This is a genomic window from Ruegeria sp. BE3 (genome assembly GCF_056538865.1).
In genome coordinates this window covers 142,360-162,730 of the sequence record NZ_JBQFTW010000001.1, presented here as the reverse complement: position 1 = coordinate 162,730, position 20,371 = coordinate 142,360, and the positions used below count along the sequence as shown (strand labels likewise).

The following is a 20,371-nucleotide window of genomic DNA, read 5'->3' as shown; positions in this document are numbered from 1 at the left end:
TCACCGGATGGCACGCTTTCACGATCTGGAAGTCACCGACATTCACAAAACCATCCGCGATGCGGTGGTGGTGACGTTGAAGCCGATGAACGGCTCGGCTGAGGAGTTCGACTTTACCCAAGGCCAATACCTGACCTTCCGCCGCGATTTCGACGGGGAAGAGCTGCGTCGCTCTTATTCGATCTGCGCAGGCAAGGATGACGGAATTCTGCAGGTGGGGATCAAGCGTGTGGATGGTGGCGCGTTCTCAACCTGGGCGAACAGCGATCTGAAGGTCGGCGATACGGTGCAGGCGATGCCCCCCATGGGCAGCTTTCACACCGCAATCGATCCGTCCGCCGAAAAGCAGTATCTGGGTTTTGCCGGTGGGTCGGGCATCACCCCGGTTCTGTCGATCCTGAAAACCACACTCGCCCGAGAGCCACACTCCCGGTTCACGTTGGTCTATGCCAACAAAGGCGTGAACACGATCATGTTCCGAGAGGAGCTGGAAGACCTTAAGAACCTCTATATGGAGCGTCTGAACGTCATCCATATTCTGGAAATAGACGCGCAAGAGATCGAACTATTCACTGGTCTGGTGACGCAGGAAAAATGCGCCGAACTGTTTGAGCACTGGATCGACATCCAGAACGTCGACACAGCCTTTATCTGTGGCCCCGAGCCCATGATGCTGGGTATTGCCTCAGCGCTGCGCGCACATGGGTTGAATGACGGGCAGATCAAGTTCGAGCTCTTCGCCAGCGCCCAACCTGGTCGCGCCAAGCGAAAGGTGAGTGGAGCAGACACGTCATCTCAGGCCAACCAGACCAAAGCGTCGATCACGATGGACGGGGCTACGCAGACAGTCACCATGCCCAAGGATCAGTCGATCCTTGATGCGGCTTTGGAAAACGCGATGGACGCGCCTTACGCCTGCAAGGCCGGGGTCTGTTCAACCTGCCGATGCCGGGTGCTTGAAGGCGATGTCGAGATGGTCGCCAATCACGCATTGGAAGATTACGAGGTCGAGAAAGGCTATGTCCTGAGCTGTCAGGCCTATCCGCTGACCGACACCGTGGTCGTGGACTACGACCAGTAGACGGAGGGAATGATGGCTGAAGACATGACAATCGAGAGCTATCTCGCAGCAGGTGGCGTTCTAAGCAACCCGACCAATGTTCCGCCGCGCTATCGCGCGGAGCTGATGAAGCTGATGGCAACTTTCGTAGACAGCGAACTGGCCGGCGCAGCAGGCTTTGCCGATATCATCAATCAGGGCCCCGGCATCAAAGAACGCATCGCGGCGGCCAAGATTGTGCTGGAAAAGACCGACAATGCGGATCGTGTTTTGAAGATCATGGGCGAGTTCGGAGCCAATACGGATCGCTATGCAAATCACCACCCCTGGACCACGCGTCTGGATCGTGATGCAGATATCGGGGCGACCCGCTCTGAGCATGACATGCGCCTTGCGGTGTTCAACTATCCGATCGAGGGGTGGGAAGACGCTGTGGTGATGAATCTGCTGATGAGTCAGGCGGTTGCCGTTCAACTCTCTCAGTTTTCGCAGATATCCTATCAACCTCTGGCCGAAGCCTTCCGCGAGATATCCCCGATCGAGGCACGCCACGGTGAGCTGGCCTTTGAGGGTGCGGGCAAGCTGATCGAACAGGGAAAGGCTGCAGAGATGCAAGCGTCAGTCGACTATTGGTGGCCCCGCGTCGCGGCCAGTTTCGGGGTCGGCACCACCGAGAAAACCGAAACGCTCCGCAAGCTTGGGCTGCGGCAGCTGACCGGGGTTGAAATGAAAGATCAGTGGGTGGCCAGAGCGACCGAACAGGTCGAGAAACTGGGCCTCAAAGCGCCCTAGCTTTCAAGGTTGGCGCTTGCGACTCAGCAACCCATACTTCACGGCCAATCCGCGAAGTGAACGACGGTTGCGCCGATCTGTCTTCAATGCCTTCAGCGATTGAGCACCACTTTTCCGGTTGAACTCGAAGACGTCAATCACCCGCTCGGCGCAGCCACAGGCTTCGCCCAGACCTACTTTGGCGAAATAGAATTTATCGAAACGATCAGGGCGTTGCATAAGGGGCCTCCGCCCTCATTCAAACCGATCCGTGCTGCGAAACCAAATCAACTCTGCGCCAAACGCCTGTTAGAGACCGTCAACGCCGGACAAGGTCAGGTCACTCACCAGCGCGGCATAGTCGCTGCGTGCATCGGTATCTGCGCCTGCGTTCCACATGTAGAACCAGTTCAGCATCCCGAACACGGACATGGTGGTCGCTCGCAGCTTGGCTGCGTCATCCTTGAAGGTTGCAGGCGAGGTGCTGGCGATGATGTCGCTTACGAACACCACCAGATCTCTTTGATATCCACGCAGCAGTTTCTGCTGATCCTCGGGCAAGGCCGACATGCCGCTGGTTTGCACCCGGTGCTCATCATCCACGCCCTGATAGGCCAGCAGAATTTCCCGTACGACGCGCCTCAGGCGTTCCGCAGGCTCCAGCCCATCAAGGTCAAGGCCGCAAATCTGGTCACGCAGCTGCAGCAGGTAGCTGTCGAGTATATCGAACAGAATGGCATCCTTGCTGTCATAGTAATGATAGATGTTGGCCTTCGATATCCCGCATTCCCGCGCCAGTTGAGACATGGACGCCCGATCAAACCCTTCCTGCGCGAAAACGCGCGCGGCGGATTTCAGGATGCGAGCCCGTTTGTGGTCATGGTCTTTTGCTATCGTGCGCGCCAATACACTACACTCCGTCTCTGCGTTAACTGTCCCGATTGTCGATCACGCGCCGGGCTTTGCCCTGCGAGCGTTCGACTTCGCCCGGCTCGCCTATATCGATCTCGGTCGAGATGCCAACCACCTCTTTAATCCGGCGCGATAGCATCCGGGCAGCAGCGGTTTTGCTCAGCTCATCTGCTGCGTCCGGCGTTGCCTCGACATGGATGCGCATCGCGTCCATCCGACCCGCTTTGTAGAGCTCGATCTGGTAATAGGGCGCGAGACCGCCGGTTGCCAGAACCTGCTCCTCGATCTGGCTGGGGAAGACATTGACACCACGCAGAATGATCATGTCATCCGAACGCCCGGTGATTTTCTCCATCCGTCGCATCGATCGCGCGGTGCCGGGTAGCAGCCGGGTCAGGTCGCGGGTACGATAGCGGATCATCGGAAGGCCCTCTTTGGTCAGAGTGGTAAAGACTAGCTCACCAATCTCGCCATCGGGGAGGACCTCGCCAGTCACGGGGTCAATAATCTCGGGATAGAAGTGATCTTCCCAGATCACCGGACCGTCTTTAGTTTCGACGCACTCATTTGCGACGCCCGGTCCCATGATCTCGGATAGGCCATAGATATCGACGGCATGCATGTCGAAAGCTTGCTCAACCTCGGCGCGCATCGAATCCGTCCATGGCTCGGCACCAAAGACGCCAACAGCCAGAGAGCTTTCGCGCGGATCAAGGCCAACCTTATGATACTGCTCAAGAATGTTCAGCATATAGGACGGTGTCACCATAATCCCGTCCGGTTTGAAATCTGTGATCAGATCAACCTGCTTTGCGGTCTGCCCGCCGCTCATCGGGACGACCGTGGCCCCCAGACGTTCGATCCCGTAATGCGCGCCCAAACCGCCGGTGAACAGGCCATAGCCATAGGCATTGTGCACCATGTCGCCCCGGCGCAAGCCGCTGGCCCGCAAGGACCGCGCCACCAAATCCGCCCAATTGTCGATGTCGCCCTGCGTATAGCCAACTACAGTCGGCTTGCCCGTGGTCCCCGACGAGGCATGGACCCGAATGATCTGCTCTCGCGGAACGGCAAACAGGCCAAACGGATAGTTTTCCCGCAGATCGTTCTTGTAGGTAAACGGGAACCGCGCCAGATCACTGAGGGATTGCAGGTCGTCAGGATGCACCCCGGCCTCATCAAACCGCTGCCGGTACATAAGTACGTTCTCATAGGCATGGCGCAGCGACCATTTCAGCCGATCCAACTGTAAGCTGCGGATTTCATCAATCGAGGCGATCTCGATCGGATCAAGATCCGCCTTGTTCGGAGTAAGATCCTTCATGCCATCCCCCTCGTCTCAGGTCTCATCAAACACTGGCCCTTTGACCGCGCGGGAAAAGCCCCGAAACTCTGCGATCTTCTGGCCGGTCTGGTTGGTTACGGTTACGTCATAGATGCCGCTGCGCCCGGTCAGGCTTTGTTCCGTTGCGCGGGCCGTCAGCAGGTCACCGGAGCGCGCAGGCGCGACGTAGCTGATCACATTGTGCTGCGCCACTGTGGACTGGTTGCGACTGTTGCAGGCAAAGGCAAAGGCGCTGTCGGCCAACATGAAGGTCACGCCGCCATGGCAGATCCCGTGCCCGTTGCAGTGATGCTCGGCGACCTGCAGCGCCAACGTTGCAACACCTTCATCCATCTCGACCAGTTCCATGCCTGCCCATTGCGAGGCATTGTCCCGCCCCCACATGGCAGCGGCGGCTTTTTGGGCGCGTTCCTTCGGTGTCATCTCATTCCCCCCGAAACACCGGCGCGCGCTTTTCCAGAAACGCAGTTACGCCTTCGGCATAATCCGCGCTTTCACCGCAGGTTTTCATTGCGTCCGCCTCAATCTCCAGATGATCGGTCAGAGTATGCGTGGCAGCCGCTTGTATCGTCTGCTTCGTCAGGCCAAGCCCCAGCGTCGGACCATTCGCGAATTGTTCCGTCAGCGCGCGCGCCTCGGCCACCAGATCGGCGTCGGGAATCGCTTTCCAGATCAGCCCCCAATCTGCCGCCTCCTGCGCTGGCAACGGCTGCCCGGTCAGGGCCAGACCCTTGGCCCGCGCCTCACCCAGCAGGTGCGGCAAATGCCAGCTGCCGCCGGTATCGGGGATCAGACCAACTTTGGAAAACGATTGGATGAACTTCGCAGATTCGGCGGCAAGTACCACGTCGCAGGCCAAGGCGAGATTCGCCCCTGCCCCGGCAGCGACACCATTGACGGCACAAACAACGGGAAATTCCAGCGACCGGATCAGGCGGACCAAAGGCGCATAAAACGTACGCACTGTGTGGCCGAGATCAGGCGGCCCCTCCATCGTTGCAGGGTTTCGATTCCCCAAATCCTGCCCTGCACAGAACCCACGACCCGCGCCAGTCAGCAGCACAGAACGGGCGCCTTCGTCGCGCGCGGCTTCAAGCGCAGCGCGCAGGGCATAATGCATCTCATCAGTGAAACTGTTCAGGCGATCTGGGCGATTGAGTGTAATTTCAACCCATTGCCCCATATTCTGCGAAATAATCGTGTCGGACATACCCGGTTCGCTTTTCATAAGTAACAACAAACTTCTTGCATAAACCGAACGGTTGGTCAATAAATTCTCCAAGCTTTTGTGAATCGGCGGGTCAACGACATCTGTTTAGCCCCGTTGATAGTTACAAAACGAACCAATACCAAATTCACGACTTGCGCTTTTGAGGAGGAGATCCGGTCATGAAATTCACCAAGCTCACCACCCTGTTGGCCTCGGCAACGCTGGCGGTGTCCGGCACCATCGCCTTTGCTGCCGACTACACTTTGACGATTTCCAGCTGGGCACCGCCCACCCATGGCATCAACGCAAAGATGTGGCCCAAATTCGTCGAGATGGTGGAAGAGGCCACCGACGGGCAGGTCACTGCGGAACTGAAACTGGGCATCGCACCACCGCCCGCACAGATGGACCTGATCATGGACGGCGCTGCCGATGCCTCGATCATCTTCCACGGCTATCAGCCGGGTCGCTTCGTCACCACCAAACTGATCGAGCTGCCGGGTTATGAAGGTTCGGCCGAGGACGCTTCGGTGGCTTACTGGCGCGCATATGACCAGCACCTCAAAGCTGCTGACGAACATCGCGGTGTGAAGGTCATTGCCCTGCACACCCATGGCCCTGCACAGCTGCATTCCAGCACCCCCGTGACCTCTCTGGAGGAAGTATCGGGTCTGAAGGTGCGCATCCCCGGTGGCGTTGGCGGTGACGTAGGCGCAGCGCTTGGTGCAACCGGCATTCAGGTGCCTGCCCCGAAGGTCTACGAGACGCTGGCATCGAAAGCCGCTGACGGCGTGGTCATGCCACTGGAATCGCGCAAGGGTTTCAAGCTAACCGAGGTTGCGCAGAACGTCTATGAGATGCCCGGTGGCCTCTATCGTGGTTCGTTTGCCTTCATCATGAACGAAGACACCTTCGCAGATCTGCCACCCGAGCTTCAGACGGCGTTGGAAGAAAACGTATTCGGTGAACCGCTGAGCCGTGAGATCGGCAAGATCTGGGATGAGATTGATGCCACAGGTCGCGAGGCGACCGAAGCGGCGGAAGGCAATGCCATCAACGCTGCCACAGACGCGGATATGGAGAAGTTCTCGGCCATCGCTGAAGACATCCGCGGCAAGGTCATCGCCGAGGTTGACGCAACAGGTGTCGACGCTCAGGCCGCCTATGACATGATCAAATCGGAAATGTCCTCGAACTGATCCGACTGCAGGGCGGCCTTTGCGCCGCCCTGACTTACCCTGCGCGAGTTTCCCATGACCCCGATAATCCAGCTTGTGCGACGCGCCAGCGCCCTTCCCGTGATCGTGGCGTGCATCGCCCTGTTCATCCTGATGGCAATGACATTTTGCGATGTGATCCTGCGTTCGGTCTTAAATGCGCCCATTGAGGCCGCCACCGAACTGACGCGGATTCTGATGGCCATTCTGGTGTTTTCAGTCCTCCCGATCGTCTCAACCACCAACGGCCATATCGCAGTCGATCTGACGGACGGGTTCTTCCACCGTCTGCATCTGTCGCGTGCGCAGGACGTGGTGATCTATGTGGTCAGCGGCATCATGTTGTTCTGGCCGGTCCAACGCGTTTGGGTCCTGGCTGAACGCGCGCGGGATTATGGGGATGTGACCGAATATCTCTCAATCCCCACCTACCTGATCGGCTGGTTCATTACCCTGTCTGTTGCCATCACCGCACTGGTGATGATCGCCACCGGGCTGCTAAAGGCCTTCGCCCCAAATACTTTGACGGAGCCTATGTAATGACCGCAGCACTGATCGGATTTGCGATTGTATTGATCCTGGTGCTGGTGCGCCTGCCCATCGTCTTTGCCATGGGACTGGTCGGCACATTGGGCTTCGCCTACGAACGTGGCGGCTCGATCTTTGATGAGCGCGGGTTGAAGGCTGCCATGTCCATGGTGGGCCGCCAGATCACTGATACTGCTCAGGATTATGGTCTATCCGTTGTTCCGCTTTTCATCTTGATGGGCCTGTTCGTGAACAAGGGTGGCATGGCGCGCGAGCTTTATGCAGTGTCCAATGCTTTCTTGGGTCACATGCGCGGCGGAATCGCTATGGCCACGGTCGCAGCCTGTGGTGGGTTCTCGGCCATTTGCGGCTCGTCTCTGGCCACCGCTGCGACCATGTCAAAGGTCGCGATGCCGCAGATGCGACGCTATGGCTATTCCGACGAACTTTCGACCGCCTCGATTGCCGCTGGTGGCACGTTGGGCATTCTGATCCCCCCATCGGTCATTCTGGTCATCTATGGGCTGCTGACCGAGACCTCGATCGGGAAACTGTTCATGGCGGGGATCATACCTGGCATTCTCGGTATCCTCTTCTACCTTTTCGCGGTGCGCTGGACCGTTTGGCGCAATCCCGAGTCCGGGCCGGCCGGGGAGCGCGCCACCTGGTCGGAGCGTATCCGTGCACTGGGCTCGGTCTGGGCCGTGCTGCTGTTGTTCTTTCTGGTGATCGGCGGGCTGTACGGAGCCTTTGACTTTGAACCCCTAAACCTGACCTTTTCACCGACTGAGGCCGCAGGCATGGGTGCCGCGGGAGCCTTTCTGATCGCCCTATTTCGAGGTGGTCTGACTGTTGGCTCAACCTTTGAGGTGCTGAAAGAGACCTGCTTTACGGCGTCTGCCTTGTTCGCGGTGCTGATCGGCGCGCAGATATTTTCGAACTTCATCAATCTGGCTGGCTTGCCCGAAGCCCTGATTGCAATGGTCACAGCCTATGATGTGGCGCCGTTTGTCGTGATCCTGATGATCCTTGGTATCTACATCATTCTGGGTTGCGTCTTCGAATCTCTCTCGATGCTGTTGCTGACGGTTCCGATCTTCTTCCCGTTGGTCACGTCTCTGGGCTATGACCCAATCTGGTTTGGCATCGTTGTTGTGGTTGTCACCGAAATCTCGCTGATCACCCCGCCTGTGGGCCTGAACGTCTTCATCCTGAAAGGCGTGGTGGGCGATGTCTCGACCGGCACCATCTTTCGCGGCGTTACACCATTCTGGATCGCCGATATCTTCCGCCTCACGCTGATCGTGCTGGTGCCCATCGTGGTCCTGTACCTGCCGCAGCAAATGGGCGCATTAGGGCACTAAGCCCCGCCTCATTAAACAGGAGAACACCATGTCCCTGCATCAGATTTCCAGCTTTGCCGCTGGCACTTGGGTCGCGCCCGGCGAAGGCGCACGCACCATCGCATCCGCCATCACCGGCGCACCATTTGCCAGCGCAGGAAACGCGGCGCTCGACATGCAGGCCATGCTGGATTACGCGCGCAACACCGGCGGCCCCGCTCTGCGCGAGCTCACGTTCCACGACCGCGCCCGGATGCTCAAGGCGTTGGCACAAGCGTTGTCTGCGCACAAGCAGGCCCTTTACGACCTGAGCTTTGAGACCGGGGCCACGCAGAAGGACCACCTGATCGATATCGACGGCGGCATCGGCACGATGTTTGTCTTCGCCTCTAAAGGCAGACGCGAGATGCCGGACGCTCAAGTCTACCTAGACGGTGAGATTGAGCAGCTTTCGCGCAACGGCACCTTTCTTGGGCAACATATCTGCACACCACTGCAGGGCGTGGCAGTTCATATCAATGCGTTCAACTTCCCGGTCTGGGGGATGCTGGAGAAACTGGCCCCGACGCTGCTTGCGGGCGTCCCCGCCATCGTGAAACCGGCCACCAATAGCTGTTACGTCACCGAACTCGCTGTACGGATCATGCTGGACAGCGGCATCTTGCCCGCAGGTGCGCTGCAACTGGTCTCGGGCGGGTTAGGAGACATGCTGGATCACATGGGCTGTCAGGATGTGGTCAGCTTCACTGGCTCGGCGAACACCGCGTTGAAGCTACGGCAGACACCTGCGATCTTGCAGAACTCGGTCCGGTTCGTTGCCGAGCAGGACAGCTTGAACGCCTCGATCCTCGGCCCCGATGTAAAACCCGGCACGCCCGAATTCGACCTGTTCATCAAGGAAGTCTCCCGCGAGATGACCACCAAGGCGGGTCAGAAATGCACCGCCATTCGACGCATCATCGCACCCGACAGCCAGATCGATGCGGTGATCAACGCGCTGTCAGCGCGGCTGGCGAAGATCACCATCGGCGACCCGCGGGCCGAGACCACGCGCATGGGTGCGCTTGTGTCTAACGGGCAGAAGGCCGACGTGCTGGAAAAGGCCGCTCTGATCGGACAAGAGGCTGAACGGGTCTTCGGCGATCCGGACGCGTTCGACCTGCACGGCCCCGAGACCGGAGCCTTCGTCCCCCCGATGCTGTTTCACTGCGCCGACCCAGACAAAGCGCAGCGAGTCCATGACACCGAGGCGTTTGGCCCAGTATCAACCCTCATGGGATATCGCGATCTGGATCACGCGGTGGCGCTGGCCAATCGCGGTCAGGGGTCTCTGGTCACGTCGCTGATCACTCATGACACCGACGTCGCGCGCGGCGTGGTGATGGGATCTGCGGCTTTTAACGGACGTATCTACATCAACAACCGCGACTCGATGGCGGAATCGACCGGTCATGGCTCTCCGCTGCCGCATATGGTGCATGGTGGGCCGGGCCGTGCGGGTGGTGGTGAGGAAATGGGCGGTGTGCGCGGTGTGAAACACTATATGCAGCGCACAGCCATTCAGGGATCACCGCAGATGCTCAGCAGCATCGGAACCAAATGGGTGCCGGGAGCGACCGAAGTTAATGGCCCTGCACACCCCTTTACCCGCAAGTTCGGAGAGCTACAGATCGGCGAGACGCTACACACCGCCTCGCGCAAAATCACGCTGGACGATATTGAACATTTCGCCAATTTCACCGGCGATACGTTCTATGCTCATATGGACGAGGACGCAGCAGCGCGAAATCCGTTCTTCCCGGGCCGCGTGGCGCATGGCTATCTGTTGCTGAGCTTTGCTGCGGGCCTGTTTGTTGAGCCGAACGAGGGGCCGGTGCTGGCCAATACCGGGCTGGGCGGGCTGCGCTTCATGAAACCCGTTGTTGCCGGAGATAGCATCAAGGTACGCCTGACGGTAAAGCAGAAAACCCCGCGCAATGATGACTATGGTGAGGTCCGCTGGCACGTGTCCCTGACCAATCAGGATGACGAACCGGTTGCAGAATACGAGCTTCTGACCATGAACGCGCGCTGAAGGGCTGTACATACCTGTTTTTCTTATTGGACCTAATGGGTTAAACTGGTCGTATGACCAACCAAAGCTCGTGGTTCGAAACGGCTGTGGCCGAGCTGACGGACCCGCAAGACCAGCGGGTGTGGTCGATCATTGTCTCGCTGTTTGGAGACATGGCGCAGGAGCCCGGAGCCCAGATATCGGGCGGTGCTCTGACGCGAATTATTGAGCCGATGGGCATCAAGCCCGAAGCCATCCGCGTCGCTGTACATCGCTTGCGCAAGGATGGCTGGATCGAGAGTGACCGGATTGGCCGCGTCTCGCGCCATGTTCTTTCGGAGTTCGGCAGAACCCAATCGGCCATGGTCACGCCGCGCATCTATGCGCGCGGTCCGGCACCCATCGAGCATTGGCATCTGCTGATCGCCGAAGACGGATCCGGGACGCAAGTGCTTGAGGATGTGATGCTCAGCGATGACTACATCCCCATAGGGCGCAATGTTGCCATGGGCGCAGGCGTGGCTCCGAGTCAGGGGGATGGCTTGCTCGCTCTGGACATATTCCCGCACACAGCCCCGAAATGGGTTCAGGATCGGTTGTGCCCACCTGAGTTACGCGCCTCGTGTCAGACCCTTTTGGCAGCGGTCGAAAAGGCTGCGAAGTCCCGCCCCGAGGCGTGGACGCCAACACCCTTGCAGAGCGCGACTTTGCGCACCCTGCTGGTGCATCGATGGCGGCGTGTTGTGCTGCGCCAGCCGGATCTGCCCCCGGGGTTCTACCCTTCGGACTGGGTCGGTCCCGCATGCCGTGACCGTGTGTTTGGCCTGCTTGACGTGTTACCGCGCCCTTCGGCAGCCGTGCTGAGTGGGAATGGCTGACTATACGGCAGTCTGTTCAAACTGCGTGCCTGCCCCTATCATCAATGCAGTGCGCAAACGAAGGGGAGGCAGAGATGACGGCGCAAACCGACATGCTGATCGTCGGAGCCGGGTTCTCAGGCCTGACTATGGCGCTTGAGGCACGCAAGCGCAGGCTATCGGACATTACCATTCTGGAAAAAGCCGACGATATCGGCGGGACATGGCGCGAAAACACCTATCCCGGCGTTGCTTGCGATGTACCCTCGCATCTTTATTCAATGGCAACCCACCTCAACCCGCATTGGACCCGCGCCTATGCCGGTGGCCCTGAGATCCAGTCCTATCTGCAGCGTATCGCGCGGGACGAAGGGCTATATGAGCTCTGCCATTTTCATCAGAAACTCAAATCCGCCCATTGGGACGGCTCCCGATGGCAAGTTGAAACAGAGGATGGCCACCGCTGGTCAGCGCGCTTTCTGGTCTCGGCCATCGGCGCACTGCATGTGCCGCGCATTCCGCAGATACCAGGCGCCAGTAGCTTTCCCGGCCTCAGCTTTCATTCCGCGGAATGGGATCATGACGTTTCGCTGAGCGGCAAACGGATCGCCGTTATCGGGACCGGAGCTTCAGCAGTTCAATTCATCCCCGAGATCGCTAAAACCGCAGCCCGCGTCACCATTTTCCAACGCAGCGCACCCTACGTTCTGCCTCGCCCGGACGGCCCGATTGCTCCATGGGTGCGCCGCTTGTACGCGCACCTTCCGCTGCTGCCCCGCATCCGGCGCCAATTGATCTATATGTTGTTCGAGTTTCGCCACCGCGTATTCCGAGGCGAACCCCGCGCCGTCGACTTTGCAATGAAAATGTGGCGACAGGCCTTGGAGAGCGCGATATCCGACCCAACACTGAGAGCGGCGCTGACGCCCGATTACACAATCGGGTGCAAACGCATCCTAAGCTCAAACGACTGGTACCCGGCACTGGCCAGAGACAACGTGGATGTGGTGCCGCGTGCGGTCACTTCGATTGACGGAAACCGTCTTACGGCAAGCAACGGCGATGAGATCGAGGCCGATGTTCTGATCTGGGGAACCGGGTTCCATGTGACTGACATGGTCGACAATCTCGACATCACGGGTGCTGATGGTCTGACCCTGAAACAAGCTTGGACCGATGGCATGAAGGCGAACCTTGGCACCGCAATCGCCGGGTTTCCCAACTTCTTCATCCTTCTAGGACCCCATACCGGGCTGGGGCACAATTCGGTTGTGCTCATGATCGAAGCGCAAGTCGCCCATATCGGCCGCGTTCTGTCGGGGATGCGTGCGAATGGCCTCCGCATCATTACCCCGGATGCCGACAAGCAGGCTGCGTTCACGCAAGAAATGCAAGAGCGCCACCTTGAGAGCGTTTGGCAATCTGGCGGTTGCACCTCGTGGTATCAGGACGCCAACGGGCGCAACACGACGCTCTGGCCGGGCACAGTCTCCGAGTTCAGAAAACGCATGGTGCGATCGGGGCTCGAGCAATACCATGCCCTAACAGAAACAACCGGAGATCCCTGATGTCGATCCTGCTAACGATTGTCTTGCTGTTGGCGGCTTGCCTGCTGGGCATGCACCTTTGGACCCGCCGCCTGACGCGGCAGGGTACCGAGATGGTGCCGCAACTGGGACAGATCGTTCCTGTTCCGGGTGGCAGCATCCACTATGTCGAAAAAGGCGACCCCGCCAACCCGACCATCGTCATGATCCACGGCCTCTCGGGCCAGTTGCAGCATTTCACCTATGCGCTGATGGATGACCTTGCGCAGGATTATCACGTTCTCGCGGTCGACCGTCCGGGCTGTGGCTATTCCACCCGCGATACTGCTCAACTGGCGGCCTTGCCTGAACAGGCCCGCATGATCCACGCGTTTCTCGAAACCAAGAATGTCGATCAAGCCATATTGGTTGGTCACTCGCTCGGCGGCGCCGTGTCACTGGCAATGGCTCTGGACTACCCGGACAGAACGGCGGCGCTGGCGCTGCTGGCTCCCCTGACTCAGGCAATGCCCACACCGCCTGCCGTCTTCAAACCACTGGAAATCCGCACCGAGTGGCTGCGCAACCTCATCGGCAACACGATCGCCGTCCCGATGGCCCGAAAAACTGCGCCCCTCGTCTTGAAAGACGTCTTCGCCCCCGAACCCGCGCCCAATGATTTTCTGGATCGTGCCGGAGGTGCCCTCGGCCTGCGCCCCTCGGCCTTCATTACCGCATCGCAAGACGTCATCGGTGTCGAATCCAGCATGGGCGCATTGAACCAGCGTTATGGTGAACTGCAAACGCCCGGTGGTATCCTGTACGGCAGCGAAGACCCAATCCTGTCAGCCAGGGTCCACGGCGCGGCAATGACGAAATTTGGCCTGACCTTTGAGGAATTAGAGCAGTGCGGCCATATGATCCTGATCACCGAACCCGAAGCCTGTGCGCGTTTCATTCGCCAAATCGCCGAGAAAACCCACGGCCTCACAACAAAACGTAGCACTCGCTGAGAGACCAAGCAAAGAATCTCGACGGGCACGCTTTTCCCTCTTGACCCTCCCCGGCCCCTCGCTTAAATCGCCTCTCACTCATGGCGGAGTAGCTCAGTTGGTTAGAGCAGCGGAATCATAATCCGCGTGTCGGGGGTTCAAGTCCCTCCTCCGCTACCAAAATCCCAACATTGTCCGAAACGTGCTAACGCGCACCCGCGTATGGCGTTTATTCAACTCAGGCCTTCGATCGCAATACCGCTTCAAACACTTGTTTGATCTCTGCGATCTGCTCTGGTGTATAGCCCGAAGATACCTGATCCGAACCATTTTCCAGATCATCAGTCGAAAACAGCTGCGGTAAAGAGGGGAAGAAGGACTGGCGCAGCGCCTCATTGCCCTGTTCATATTTGCTCACGTAGTCCCGGCGTTGAGCTTGCGTCAGCATCCGCGCCTTTCCGCTCTGATCCGGTGGCAATGCCCTTTGTATTTGACGGATTTTCGGATGCCCTGCTTCTGCCAAGGCCTGCAGCAACTGAATGCGCCCAAGGGAGGGAGAGGTGTTCTCAACCCGCGTCTTGGGCACCAAACCCGCCAGGTCATCGAAACCCATCACTGACAGAGCGTCCGTCACTGTCGATCCCCCGATCAGACTGTCGCGTTCGCAGATACGTGGATGGATATCGCATTCCAGATTGAACCACGGCCGCAATTCCGCGTAGTAATCCGATCCGGAACCATCGAACTTATCGATGTATTCCCAGATCGTCCCCCGGAATCGACCGTTCTTCATTTTCTGCAGGTATTTACTTTCGATATAGCGATCCTGCCGACGGAAATAGACCAACAAATTCAAAGGATACTGTCCAAGCACAGGAAGCGCTTCCATGATATCGGCGGGCGACATTCCAAACAGCATCTCTGACGAAATCAGAGCCTTTCGGGCTGTGCTAGTTCGAATTTGCTGTGTCAGATGAGAGGAGATCTCTTCTAGCTGCTCCAGACGGTGCTTGTTAATCGCAACAGCAAGCTTATTGACCGAGGAATGCCCTTTGGCAGTAGCATATAATAGCCCTGTATCTTCGAGCGTGGCAGAGTTCTCATTACAATAGTGCTGAAGCGCTGTGGTACCGCTTTTGGCAGTGCCAATATGCAGCCAGATTTCCTGAACCATATTTGCCTTCGGTTTCTTACTTGCGCTTCGGCCACCGCACGAATGCTAAGAATTTTGATGATTTCATCACTCGGGGAATACAAAGTAAACGCGTATTCTTAACGAGCCCGGCGATTTCCGAGCTCTCGGTGCGGCTCTCAGGATGATAACGTTTATTCTGCATGTAAAAAACGGCGGTTATGATCCCATACTTTCAAATGCCATAAGACAACCTGTGGTCGCGAACTGAATTTAGTGCGAGGAACTGCCAAAGCATTCAATTCAGAATACCGGCGATTGCCCCGATTTGGTTCAACACTTGGAACATGTCACGGTTTACATCGCAAACTTAGTCTCCGACTCGCACATAATATCCTTTGCACCGCAATCCCCATCAGCTGGGGTCGTCGTCCCGGACATACCCCTCATAGATGTAGTCACCCGGTGATAGTTCTTAGCCTTCCCGAGCGGGACACACTGCGTCGCCTTTTTTTGCGGGCCTAAGGGGCAATGTCTGGGCTTGGATTTCGCAAGCATAGGCGCAGTTGTGTCGGCTCCACGACATTACCCGGTGCCAAAGCCCAACTATCTGTGATTTGAACTTCCAATTGACGTGCCCTGCAGGGTCAAAGTTATCGTCAAAATTCCAACAGCTATTATCATTCCCAGCGCCCTTCATCAGCTTAACGGTCCAGATTGCTCGTGAACGGGCATTGACGAGTATATCGGCGAAGCGATGTCCTCGGCGCGGCGGCCATGTCGGCAACCAAAGGGGCTAACGCTGGGCGTTTCTCTCTACCCCCAAAGAGGCCAGAGTAGATCCTTTTCACCCACCATGCCGCCCGGTAGTTCGTTTGTCTTTGTTTCGAGAACAACATTAACCGAATGTGAACAATGTATTCTCAAAGTGTTCAACCAAGCTGAGGCATAGTGTTCTTGTTGGATCAAACGAGTGGTAAACCATTTGATCGCTGACAAGGGGAAACGCATGATAAAGCCTGCCTTTGTGACTGAAGAGTCCAGCACAACAGCTGTGATGCAAACTCCCGGCAAAAGCGCCGAAGAACGTTTGTCAACCACGACCAAATCGAGCAGTGGTCGCTTCCCTCCTATCGAAAATGCATTAACACAGATCGTCAAAAACAAGCGGCTTTCCGAGGCACATAACAACGTCTGAAGGCAGTTCAGCAGACCCCCACACAATTCCCGATATCTGTCCTGATTATTGGAATTGAAAACTAAATCCCGCTCCGTTTTGGGGCGGGATTTCTTTTTTTGGCACGTTACGAAAAACGCTTGCGGCCTACGCCGGCTTGGCTAGGCCCGAAATAATGTGGGCCAGCCACTTCCCATCCCTACGAAGCATGCGGCTGGCCCAGCATTCAGTACTTCCGTGAGTAGTCAGCACTGTGGGTTATATGAGCTGAGGGAGCTTTGGTCTGTGCTTACAGACCCAGAAGAGACTTGACCTCCGCCTCAACGGCATCGGTGACAGGTTTGTTGGCTGCGGCTTCCAAAGCTTCCCGTTCGATCAATTCCTGTTCTTCAACCAGATCGACCAACTCCTGAACCTCTTCAGTCGCTTCTTCGTACTCAACTGCGGCTTGTCTTTCATCGTTCAGGTCTTGTGCTTCTTCGACCGAACTCTCCAAATCTGCGCGCGCTTGTTCGAGTTGTTCTTCTATTTCTGGGTCGGTTCCACCCGCGTCCTCCAACGCTTGTTCAAGCTCCCCGACGCGCACCTGGTTTTCCTGAACATTGTCCAGCGCAGTTTGCAGATCTTCCTCGATTTCAGGAACTGTCCGCGCCGGTGGCTCCAGATCGGTGAGCTGTTCAAGTTGTTCTGCAAGCTCCTCACGCAATGCATCTCCAGCCAAGACGGTATCGCGGTAGTTGGCGATTCGACCAACCCGAGAATTGGGCGATGCATTCGCCAATGCAGTTGGGCTGGCGTTGGCCGCGTTCAAAGCACCCAACTCCGACGGGTGGGCACCAAGAAGCGCAGCTATCCTGTTACCTTTAGTCCGGACTTCTGGGCGAATGGATTCTTCAACAATCACTGTTTTTGAAGGCTTCTTTTGCGTCCTTGGCTTTTGCTTTCCACCACCGATGATCGATTTTTTCTTTGAAGTAGCTAATGTTCGCGATTTGTCTTTGCTGCCGAAGATGTCCTTCAATGAAAAACGGCCAGCTTTACCCGTAGTAGAACGCGAAGATTTTGACTTTGAGTTGCCGACTTTGGATTTTCCTGCAGTTCGGCCAACTCGGTTTTTTTCGGCACCCTTTTTCCCGCCCTTGTTTCCGGCAGAGCTGTTGTCACCGCGGTCTCCTTTGCCGGAGTTACCGTTTCCACCGTTGCCGTTTCCCCCCCCCTTGCCTTTGCCTTCCTTAGCAAAAGCAACGTCCGGAGCGGCAATGGTGGCGACAATAGCTGTCGACCCCAGCAAAGCGATTGCCAAGGTTGAGGCTTTTATCAGTCCCAAAGTAGTGGTCTTCATATCGATCTCCTCGCCGGACGGCAGCAAACACCAGTTCTCAGAACCAGATGACAGTGTTCGAAGGTCTCGATTCATGCACGAATCGTTCATCTTCTTGGCCATTGAACTTGAGTGTGCTTGAACGCAGAGCTAACTGCTTGTTCATCATCGGTTCATGTCGGGCCGCGTAATCTTGCGCCAGGAAATACGAGGACTTTCATGCGTGCGTATGTATTCTTGCTGGCTGCAAGCGTGCTTGTTGCTTCACCCAATGGGGAAGCGACTGCCCAAACACGCGAGCTCAAGCAAGGTGAACTGCGCAAGGCGACCCTGACAGGAGGCACAATCCGGCTAAAACGGGTTATCGATGGTGTAGAGAATGCCTATGGCGGTACCCCGGTCGATGCGCGTGCGTTTCAGGCTGATCAGATTTACTATCGCATTCTCGTCAAAAAGCCTGATGGAAAAATCGTCAGCGTGATTGTGAATGCCCAAACCGGTACCGTCGTTTCCAATCGATCCAGTATTGGTCGTCAAATATCGAAAGCTGCCCGTTCAAATCCCACTAAAGCGAACAATCGCAATACCAATAGCAACCGCGGAGCCTCAGCGAGCCGTGGAAACAACGGAAACAAAGGGAACGGCAATAGCGGCGGCAATGGCAACGGCAACGGAGGTGGCAATGGCAACGGAGGTGGCAATGGCAACGGCGGCGGGAATGGCAACGGTGGCGGGAATGGCAACGGTGGCGGAAACGGTGGCGGCAATTCTGGCGGGAACGGTAAAGGAAACGGTAAAAAATAAAGCTTAAACCAAACCGGTAGTGACTGTAGTTTTCGAGTATGAGAGTACTTCTGGCCGAAGATGAGCCGCAGCTGTGCGAGCAGATTAAGAAACTTCTAAATGCAGAAGGCCGCGTGGTAGATGTGGCCGACAATGGAACGGACGCGCTTCACCTGGGGTCGACCGAACCATACGACATGATCATCCTCGACATTGGTTTACCGGAACGCGACGGCATCTCTGTCCTGCGTGAATGGCGCGGCGCTGGGGTTAAGACACCGGTGTTGATCCTTACGGCCCGCGATGGATGGAGCGAACGCGTGGATGGCCTTGATGCTGGTGCGGACGACTACATGACCAAGCCGTTTCATATGCCAGAATTGGCCGCACGTGTCCGCGCAATCCTGCGTCGACAGAGCGGTCAGTTGAACCCTGTGATCGAGATGGGGGACGTTTCCCTGGATACGCGAAACGGGCGGGTCAGCGTGGGCGGAATTCCCGTTGATCTGACCGCGCAGGAGATCGCGGTCCTGACATACCTTGCGCACAATATCGGACGCATGGTGTCGCGCACAGAATTGTCAGAGCACATCTACGAATACGACGGCGACCGGGATTCCAACACTATCGCTGTTTTCATAACCCGCCTGCGTAAGAAACTGGGCTCGGACCTCATCACAACGGTCAGAGGGCGCGGCTACATGATCGATACCGTCTGATGTTATCACTGCGCCAACGCGCTTTGCTTGGCGGCCTCGCCACCGGAGCGCTTTCTGTCGGCGTCGGAACTCTGATTGTATTCTCCTACATCAACACCCGCGTTCTTGGCCAGTTCGACGAGACGCTGCGCGATAGGCACACCCAACTCGTTGTTGGGTTGAGCGCGACCACGGATGACCCTGAGGCTTTGCGCGATCTCATGTTCGACCCGGCCTATGGTACGCCGTACTCAGGCCGATACTGGCAGGTGACGGACGGAAACGGAGCTGCATTTACTTCTGCCTCATTGTTTGACGAAACAATTTCCGAACCCGCACGTGCGAAGGAAGAGGCAGTCGTGTGGAACACGTCAGGCCCGGATAACGAGGCCGTTCGCAGCGTTTATCAGAAAATCACGTTTGAAGACGGAACCGAATGGGGAGTGACCGTCGCCGAAAGCAGGCTTGAGTTGATCCGCGAACGTCGGGCTGCTCAAAACAACTTACTTCCGGTTTTCGGGTTGGTCGGCTTAATCGGAGTTGCCGGCTCTCTGCTATTAATGTCTGCAATTGTCGGCCCGCTCACGAAGCTACGCACGGATGTGACGCATCGCTGGGACAAGGGAGACGACCTGAACCCGGAAGACTATCCAGAGGAGGTTTCACCGCTTGTCGAAGACCTCAATCAGTTGCTGCACAGAAATCGCGAAATTGTATCAGGCTCCCGACGGCAGGCGGCGGACTTGGCGCACGCACTTAAAACTCCAACCGCTATACTTCGAAACGAATTGACAAGTTTGTCGGACAACGGAGCAAATACAGAACCTGCCGAAGACGCGCTGAACAGGATTGATGCCCAGCTCAAGCGTTCTCTCGCGCGCATGCGTGCGTCAAACACCGCTGAACTTACGCACTCCCGAACTGATCTTTCGAATTCGATCGCCAGACTATCCAGACTGTTTTCGGTAATGGCAGAGCGCGAAGGGAAGTCACTTACAACCGATTGCGAGGATGGCCTGCAGGTCCGAATGGACACTCAGGACATTGAAGAAGTAATTGGAAACCTACTCGACAACGCCCTCAAGTGGTGCAGAACAAGCATTCACATAACCGCGAAACGTGTTGCGGGTGGAATTGAGATATCCATCGAAGATGACGGGCCAGGAATTCCGGAAGACGCACGTGAAGGAGTGCTGCGTTCCGGAGGACGACTGGACACCTCTGTAAGCGGAACTGGCTTGGGATTGGCCATAACAGTTGACTTGTTGCACGCATACGGCAGCCAGCTGAAACTGGATACATCTGCCAGCCTCGGTGGCCTGGCCGGCCATATGCTTCTATCAGAAAAAATATGACCGCATCGGCTTAGAACCGGGCACTGACCTCGCGAAATCTACAAGTGCCTACTTACGCAGCTTTCACACTCACTAGTACAAAACCGATGTC

General features: G+C 57.0%; 20 protein-coding genes and 1 tRNA gene. 14 read left to right on the top strand and 7 right to left on the bottom strand.

The window, feature by feature from the left end:
* Positions 1-7: 7 nt before the first annotated feature.
* Together paaE and ACR0AZ_RS00795 are read left to right on the top strand one after the other, a co-directional pair.
* Complete coding sequence (gene paaE, locus ACR0AZ_RS00800; protein ID WP_480469015.1) at positions 8-1,081, top strand: 1,2-phenylacetyl-CoA epoxidase subunit PaaE; 1,074 nt, start codon at positions 8-10, stop codon at positions 1,079-1,081.
* A gap of 12 nt (positions 1,082-1,093) precedes the next feature.
* Positions 1,094-1,852, top strand: coding sequence for a Phenylacetic acid catabolic protein (locus tag ACR0AZ_RS00795; protein WP_480666543.1), 759 nt, complete (start codon positions 1,094-1,096; stop codon positions 1,850-1,852).
* 3 nt (positions 1,853-1,855) lie between these two features.
* Here ACR0AZ_RS00795 and ACR0AZ_RS00790 read toward each other — a convergent pair whose 3' ends face one another.
* The 5 genes from ACR0AZ_RS00790 to paaG all read right to left on the bottom strand — a co-directional run bounded on the left by ACR0AZ_RS00790 (position 1,856) and on the right by paaG (position 5,298).
* Positions 1,856-2,071: a hypothetical protein gene (locus ACR0AZ_RS00790; RefSeq protein WP_480656992.1), complete on the bottom strand. Its 216-nt coding sequence runs from the start codon at positions 2,069-2,071 to the stop codon at positions 1,856-1,858.
* A gap of 69 nt (positions 2,072-2,140) precedes the next feature.
* Positions 2,141-2,737, bottom strand: a complete 597-nt coding sequence (locus ACR0AZ_RS00785) for a TetR/AcrR family transcriptional regulator (protein WP_480469012.1) — start codon at positions 2,735-2,737, stop codon at positions 2,141-2,143.
* Positions 2,738-2,759: 22 nt separating this feature from the next.
* Positions 2,760-4,067: a phenylacetate--CoA ligase PaaK gene (gene paaK / locus ACR0AZ_RS00780; protein ID WP_480469011.1), complete on the bottom strand. Its 1,308-nt coding sequence runs from the start codon at positions 4,065-4,067 to the stop codon at positions 2,760-2,762.
* 15 nt (positions 4,068-4,082) lie between these two features.
* Positions 4,083-4,511 (bottom strand): hydroxyphenylacetyl-CoA thioesterase PaaI, encoded by a 429-nt coding sequence (gene paaI, locus ACR0AZ_RS00775; RefSeq protein ID WP_480469010.1) that lies wholly within the window; start codon positions 4,509-4,511, stop codon positions 4,083-4,085.
* Position 4,512: 1 nt separating this feature from the next.
* Positions 4,513-5,298: a 2-(1,2-epoxy-1,2-dihydrophenyl)acetyl-CoA isomerase PaaG gene (gene paaG, locus ACR0AZ_RS00770; protein ID WP_480469009.1), complete on the bottom strand. Its 786-nt coding sequence runs from the start codon at positions 5,296-5,298 to the stop codon at positions 4,513-4,515.
* Between the two features lie 179 nt (positions 5,299-5,477).
* Here paaG and ACR0AZ_RS00765 point away from each other — a divergent pair, with 179 nt between their 5' ends.
* The 8 genes from ACR0AZ_RS00765 to ACR0AZ_RS00730 all read left to right on the top strand — a co-directional run bounded on the left by ACR0AZ_RS00765 (position 5,478) and on the right by ACR0AZ_RS00730 (position 13,994).
* Positions 5,478-6,497 (top strand): TRAP transporter substrate-binding protein, encoded by a 1,020-nt coding sequence (locus ACR0AZ_RS00765; RefSeq protein ID WP_480469008.1) that lies wholly within the window; start codon positions 5,478-5,480, stop codon positions 6,495-6,497.
* Between the two features lie 54 nt (positions 6,498-6,551).
* Entirely contained in the window at positions 6,552-7,055 is a 504-nt protein-coding gene (locus tag ACR0AZ_RS00760) for a TRAP transporter small permease (protein WP_480469007.1), read from the top strand.
* On the top strand, positions 7,055-8,407 hold the full coding sequence (locus tag ACR0AZ_RS00755; protein ID WP_480469006.1) for a TRAP transporter large permease: 1,353 nt from the start codon (positions 7,055-7,057) through the stop codon (positions 8,405-8,407). The genes ACR0AZ_RS00760 and ACR0AZ_RS00755 overlap by 1 nt, the downstream gene beginning before the upstream one ends.
* A 28-nt stretch (positions 8,408-8,435) precedes the next feature.
* Positions 8,436-10,460 (top strand): phenylacetic acid degradation bifunctional protein PaaZ, encoded by a 2,025-nt coding sequence (gene paaZ, locus ACR0AZ_RS00750; protein WP_480666542.1) that lies wholly within the window; start codon positions 8,436-8,438, stop codon positions 10,458-10,460.
* Between the two features lie 53 nt (positions 10,461-10,513).
* Positions 10,514-11,317 (top strand): PaaX family transcriptional regulator C-terminal domain-containing protein, encoded by an 804-nt coding sequence (locus ACR0AZ_RS00745; protein ID WP_480666541.1) that lies wholly within the window; start codon positions 10,514-10,516, stop codon positions 11,315-11,317.
* Positions 11,318-11,391: 74 nt separating this feature from the next.
* Positions 11,392-12,864: a flavin-containing monooxygenase gene (locus tag ACR0AZ_RS00740; protein ID WP_480666540.1), complete on the top strand. Its 1,473-nt coding sequence runs from the start codon at positions 11,392-11,394 to the stop codon at positions 12,862-12,864.
* Positions 12,864-13,835: an alpha/beta fold hydrolase gene (locus ACR0AZ_RS00735; RefSeq protein ID WP_480666539.1), complete on the top strand. Its 972-nt coding sequence runs from the start codon at positions 12,864-12,866 to the stop codon at positions 13,833-13,835. Before ACR0AZ_RS00740 ends, ACR0AZ_RS00735 begins: the two co-directional genes overlap by 1 nt.
* Before the next feature lie 82 nt (positions 13,836-13,917).
* A tRNA-Met gene (locus ACR0AZ_RS00730) sits at positions 13,918-13,994 on the top strand.
* A gap of 58 nt (positions 13,995-14,052) precedes the next feature.
* On the opposite strand, the gene ACR0AZ_RS00725 is transcribed toward ACR0AZ_RS00730, so the two are convergent.
* Positions 14,053-14,988 (bottom strand): hypothetical protein, encoded by a 936-nt coding sequence (locus ACR0AZ_RS00725; protein ID WP_480666538.1) that lies wholly within the window; start codon positions 14,986-14,988, stop codon positions 14,053-14,055.
* A gap of 967 nt (positions 14,989-15,955) precedes the next feature.
* On the opposite strand from ACR0AZ_RS00725, the gene ACR0AZ_RS00720 reads away from it, so the two are divergent.
* The gene (locus ACR0AZ_RS00720) at positions 15,956-16,144 is read left to right on the top strand and encodes a hypothetical protein (RefSeq protein WP_480656979.1); all 189 of its coding nucleotides are present in this window, start codon (positions 15,956-15,958) and stop codon (positions 16,142-16,144) included.
* 268 nt (positions 16,145-16,412) lie between these two features.
* Here ACR0AZ_RS00720 and ACR0AZ_RS00715 read toward each other — a convergent pair whose 3' ends face one another.
* Positions 16,413-17,567, bottom strand: coding sequence for a hypothetical protein (locus ACR0AZ_RS00715; RefSeq protein ID WP_480666537.1), 1,155 nt, complete (start codon positions 17,565-17,567; stop codon positions 16,413-16,415).
* Between the two features lie 96 nt (positions 17,568-17,663).
* Between ACR0AZ_RS00715 and ACR0AZ_RS00710 the strand changes: the two genes are divergently transcribed.
* The 3 genes from ACR0AZ_RS00710 to ACR0AZ_RS00700 are packed head-to-tail and all read left to right on the top strand — an operon-like array spanning position 17,664 to position 20,280.
* Positions 17,664-18,248: a PepSY domain-containing protein gene (locus tag ACR0AZ_RS00710; RefSeq protein ID WP_480666536.1), complete on the top strand. Its 585-nt coding sequence runs from the start codon at positions 17,664-17,666 to the stop codon at positions 18,246-18,248.
* A gap of 38 nt (positions 18,249-18,286) precedes the next feature.
* Positions 18,287-18,946 (top strand): response regulator transcription factor, encoded by a 660-nt coding sequence (locus ACR0AZ_RS00705; RefSeq protein WP_480468997.1) that lies wholly within the window; start codon positions 18,287-18,289, stop codon positions 18,944-18,946.
* Positions 18,946-20,280: an ATP-binding protein gene (locus tag ACR0AZ_RS00700; protein WP_480666535.1), complete on the top strand. Its 1,335-nt coding sequence runs from the start codon at positions 18,946-18,948 to the stop codon at positions 20,278-20,280. Before ACR0AZ_RS00705 ends, ACR0AZ_RS00700 begins: the two co-directional genes overlap by 1 nt.
* Positions 20,281-20,371: the final 91 nt, after the last annotated feature.

Coding starts and splice junctions, on each gene's coding strand:
- paaE (WP_480469015.1), top strand. CDS start 8: ATGGCACGCTTTCACGATCTGGAAGTCACCGACATTCACAAAACCATC.
- ACR0AZ_RS00795 (WP_480666543.1), top strand. CDS start 1,094: ATGGCTGAAGACATGACAATCGAGAGCTATCTCGCAGCAGGTGGCGTT.
- ACR0AZ_RS00790 (WP_480656992.1), bottom strand. CDS start 2,071: ATGCAACGCCCTGATCGTTTCGATAAATTCTATTTCGCCAAAGTAGGT.
- paaK (WP_480469011.1), bottom strand. CDS start 4,067: ATGAAGGATCTTACTCCGAACAAGGCGGATCTTGATCCGATCGAGATC.
- paaI (WP_480469010.1), bottom strand. CDS start 4,511: ATGACACCGAAGGAACGCGCCCAAAAAGCCGCCGCTGCCATGTGGGGG.
- paaG (WP_480469009.1), bottom strand. CDS start 5,298: ATGTCCGACACGATTATTTCGCAGAATATGGGGCAATGGGTTGAAATT.
- ACR0AZ_RS00765 (WP_480469008.1), top strand. CDS start 5,478: ATGAAATTCACCAAGCTCACCACCCTGTTGGCCTCGGCAACGCTGGCG.
- ACR0AZ_RS00760 (WP_480469007.1), top strand. CDS start 6,552: ATGACCCCGATAATCCAGCTTGTGCGACGCGCCAGCGCCCTTCCCGTG.
- ACR0AZ_RS00755 (WP_480469006.1), top strand. CDS start 7,055: ATGACCGCAGCACTGATCGGATTTGCGATTGTATTGATCCTGGTGCTG.
- paaZ (WP_480666542.1), top strand. CDS start 8,436: ATGTCCCTGCATCAGATTTCCAGCTTTGCCGCTGGCACTTGGGTCGCG.
- ACR0AZ_RS00745 (WP_480666541.1), top strand. CDS start 10,514: ATGACCAACCAAAGCTCGTGGTTCGAAACGGCTGTGGCCGAGCTGACG.
- ACR0AZ_RS00740 (WP_480666540.1), top strand. CDS start 11,392: ATGACGGCGCAAACCGACATGCTGATCGTCGGAGCCGGGTTCTCAGGC.
- ACR0AZ_RS00735 (WP_480666539.1), top strand. CDS start 12,864: ATGTCGATCCTGCTAACGATTGTCTTGCTGTTGGCGGCTTGCCTGCTG.
- ACR0AZ_RS00725 (WP_480666538.1), bottom strand. CDS start 14,988: ATGGTTCAGGAAATCTGGCTGCATATTGGCACTGCCAAAAGCGGTACC.
- ACR0AZ_RS00720 (WP_480656979.1), top strand. CDS start 15,956: ATGATAAAGCCTGCCTTTGTGACTGAAGAGTCCAGCACAACAGCTGTG.
- ACR0AZ_RS00715 (WP_480666537.1), bottom strand. CDS start 17,567: ATGGCCAAGAAGATGAACGATTCGTGCATGAATCGAGACCTTCGAACA.
- ACR0AZ_RS00710 (WP_480666536.1), top strand. CDS start 17,664: ATGCGTGCGTATGTATTCTTGCTGGCTGCAAGCGTGCTTGTTGCTTCA.
- ACR0AZ_RS00705 (WP_480468997.1), top strand. CDS start 18,287: ATGAGAGTACTTCTGGCCGAAGATGAGCCGCAGCTGTGCGAGCAGATT.
- ACR0AZ_RS00700 (WP_480666535.1), top strand. CDS start 18,946: ATGTTATCACTGCGCCAACGCGCTTTGCTTGGCGGCCTCGCCACCGGA.